This window comes from Bacillus sp. JJ1127, assembly GCF_036965845.1.
GTDB lineage: Bacteria > Bacillota > Bacilli > Bacillales > Bacillaceae_G > Bacillus_A.
This window is the reverse complement of record NZ_JBALQK010000390.1, coordinates 1-3,112: the sequence shown is the minus strand read 5'-3', so window position 1 is coordinate 3,112 and position 3,112 is coordinate 1. Positions and strand designations below refer to the sequence as shown.

At 34.0% G+C, this 3,112-nt stretch carries 2 protein-coding genes; both read right to left on the bottom strand.

All coding sequences use genetic code 11. From position 1 onward, the window contains the following. Positions 1 to 65: 65 nt before the first annotated feature. On the bottom strand, positions 66 to 587 hold the full coding sequence (gene lepB / locus V7183_RS24930) for a signal peptidase I (protein ID WP_335361209.1): 522 nt from the start codon (positions 585 to 587) through the stop codon (positions 66 to 68). A 112-nt stretch (positions 588 to 699) separates the two neighbouring features. Continuing rightward, positions 700 to 2,835 carry a peptidoglycan D,D-transpeptidase FtsI family protein gene (locus V7183_RS24925; RefSeq protein ID WP_097898966.1) on the bottom strand — a complete coding sequence of 712 codons (2,136 nt, stop codon included), beginning with the start codon at positions 2,833 to 2,835 and terminating at the stop codon, positions 700 to 702. Positions 2,836 to 3,112 lie beyond the last annotated feature (277 nt).

Sequence of the window (3,112 nt, the reverse complement as noted above, 5' to 3'; positions counted from 1 at the left end):
ATACAAGCTAGATATCAATAAAAACAGCCGTGTTTCTATATGAAACACGGCTGTTTTTATCTCATTCAATCTATTAATCTCGCTTTTGAAAAAGGATAATAGACAAATTCTACTTTACCAATAATACTAGCTTCCTCAATATATCCAAGACCATTTCGGCTATCTTTACTTTGAGAGCGATTATCTCCCATTACAAATAATTTATTTGGTGGAATTTTTGTCCTTTTATACTCCGAAAATATTTGTAGTTCATTTGGTAACTCTCTATTAATATATTGTTCTGTTTGTTGTTTATCATTTAAATAAAGGGTGCCGTTTACGATCTGTATTGTTTCACCTGGAAGTCCAATGACTCGCTTCACATAATATTTAGAGTTATCCCTATCTTTAATCACAACGATTTCTCCATGATGTAGAGAATTGAAACGTGTAACGGCTGTATTTACAAAAACATAATCTTCGTCTTGTAAAGTTGGTTGCATGGATTTCCCTTCTACTTTACACAAAGTAAAAGAATTTATGATGACTAACATAGCAAATATGAATAGAACAAATTTCCCCCATTGATTCTTAATTTGCCGCTCCATATGTATCCCCCATTCCACCAACACTCCTAATCTAAAAAACACTTCACTGTACAATATATTTCATACTCGGTACAGTGAAGTGCGACTATTCCAGCTATATTTATAGATTTTTTTATTGTGCTTTATTAGACTGCTCTACAGGAACTGGATTTCCATTCACTCTCTTAACTTTCAAATCAAAATATGCATCTAAAATATCTTTACCAATTTTAGAATTCACTCCAGATTTATCATCATTTACCCACGGCACAACAACTGAAAATGCCACTTCTGGATCAGCATCATATGGCGCATAGCCAGCTAAAGTTAAATTATAGCATTTTTTTCGGTTTCCATTTTCATCTCTTCCAATGTCGTTATCGCCACCATAAACAGTTTCTGCTGTTCCTGTTTTCCCAGCTGGTTTATAAGGAAGATTTTTAAAAGTTGCTACACCCGTTCCGTCTCCTTCTTGAAATACCCTTCTGAATCCTTCCTTCACTTGATCGATATAATTTTTGTCCATATCTATACGGTTTAAGACAACCGGTTCCATTACTTGTACTACTTTTCCAATGTCTTCTGGTTTAGTTGGTTGTTCTCTAATTTCTTGTACAATTTGCGGTTTCATTCGATAACCACCATTTGCAATTGTCGACATGTATTGCACAAGTTGAAGTGGTGTATATGTATCGTATTGGCCGATCGAATAGTCAAGTAAAAAACCCGGGATTTGATCCGTTTTCCCCTTTTGTCCTGCCGATTCATTCGGTAAATCAATACCAGTTGGAACCCCTAAACCAAATTGTGTAAAATGATATCGCATTTTATTAAACGCTTCCTGCTTAATGTTTAGTGTACTATTAGGTACATAATCAACCTCTGCAATCTTTAAAGCAGTGTTAAACATGTATACGTTAGAAGATACTTGTAAAGCTCTTAAATCATCAATATCACCAAACTCTTTCCATGACTTTTTATCTTTTGTTCCTTTAAAACTCATTGGTGCATCAACAAAATGAGTAAATGGTTTGATCGCACCCGTTTGATATCCAGTTAGTAATGTAGCACCTTTAACAGTTGAACCAAGCTCATAAGAACTTGTCATTGTACCAAGTGCATAATCTTCTACTTGTATTTCTCCATCTTTATTTACAAGTTTCTTTCCTGCTATTGATAAAATTTGTCCATTTTTCGGATTCATCATTATAACAAAAGCACGATCCAACATTGGTTCCGCCGGTTTAAATGCCCTTAAGTTTTTTTCAAGACTTTCTTCTACCTTCTTCTGCAAATCCATATCAATTGTTAACATTAAATTATTTCCGCTTTTCCCTTTCGTAATCTCTTCCGTCCGAAGAAGATTCCCTTCTTTATCAGTAATATGTTTAAACTGCCCCTTTGCACCATGCAACGCATCTTCATATTGTTTTTCAATATAACTTTTACCGACTCGATCATTACGGGTATAATCACGGACCAAATAATAATCTAATTGCTCCTTTGGTAATCCCTCATCGGCACTAGAAACACTTCCAAGTACAGAACGAAGTATTTTATCATTAGGATACTCGCGTTCCCAATCCACTGTAGTATCCACCCCAGGAAGAAGCGCTAAACTCTCACTAATGATTGCATATTCATTAGGACTTACATCCTTTTTTATAATTTGAGGCGTCATTTTGTATCCAGCATTCATTTTACTTTTAATTGCTAATACCTCTATATCCTCTGGTGTTAGCTCTTTTAACTCTTCTGCTGTAATTCTTTCGCGTCTAAGCTCTTCCACTTTTTTATCTAATTCTTTTCCCTCTATTTTCTTTTCTCTTAATTTATTTTCATCCTCTTTTGTTACTTTTGCATCTGCACGCTTCTTATTTAATTGCATCCAAAAATCTTTTTTATCTGTATCGGTTAGCTTGTCCATTGATTCCTGTGGCATTTCAATTAACTTTGCTAATTCCCTTGCCGTTTTCAAAATCTCCTTAGCGTCTACACCTTTCATTTTTGTATATGTAACTGTCCGAAGCGGTTTATTATCCACAATCGCCTTTCCTTCTCGATCAAAAATTTTTCCCCTAGGAACTGGCGCACTCACTGTTAAATCTTCCTGTTTTTCTACTACATTTTTATATGTTTCACCATCTACAATTTGAACTTTTCCTAACTGAACAATAATCGCTGAAAACATAAGAAATACGCAAAAAAATAGTACATTTAGACGAAACGGAATATGGTTTTTCTTCTTTTTCTGCTTCTTCTTTTTCATTCAGCTTCCCCCCTTTATTCTATTCATTTTCTTTACAGTCTAAAAAACAAGTTCACTAGACATAACTGAAGCTTATAAAATAAAACTTTAATCAGTAGAGATTTTCTTGCCACTGATTATTCACCCTCACCCAACTTCCTTGCCTTTGTTAAATTTTGAGGTAGGAGTGATCCTACTAATTCATGCGGGATAAATGAATTAGTAGTCATTATATTTATTTATATGATATATATAGAATTCTATATTATTCCAAAAAGAATGAAAAGATAAAATTTTA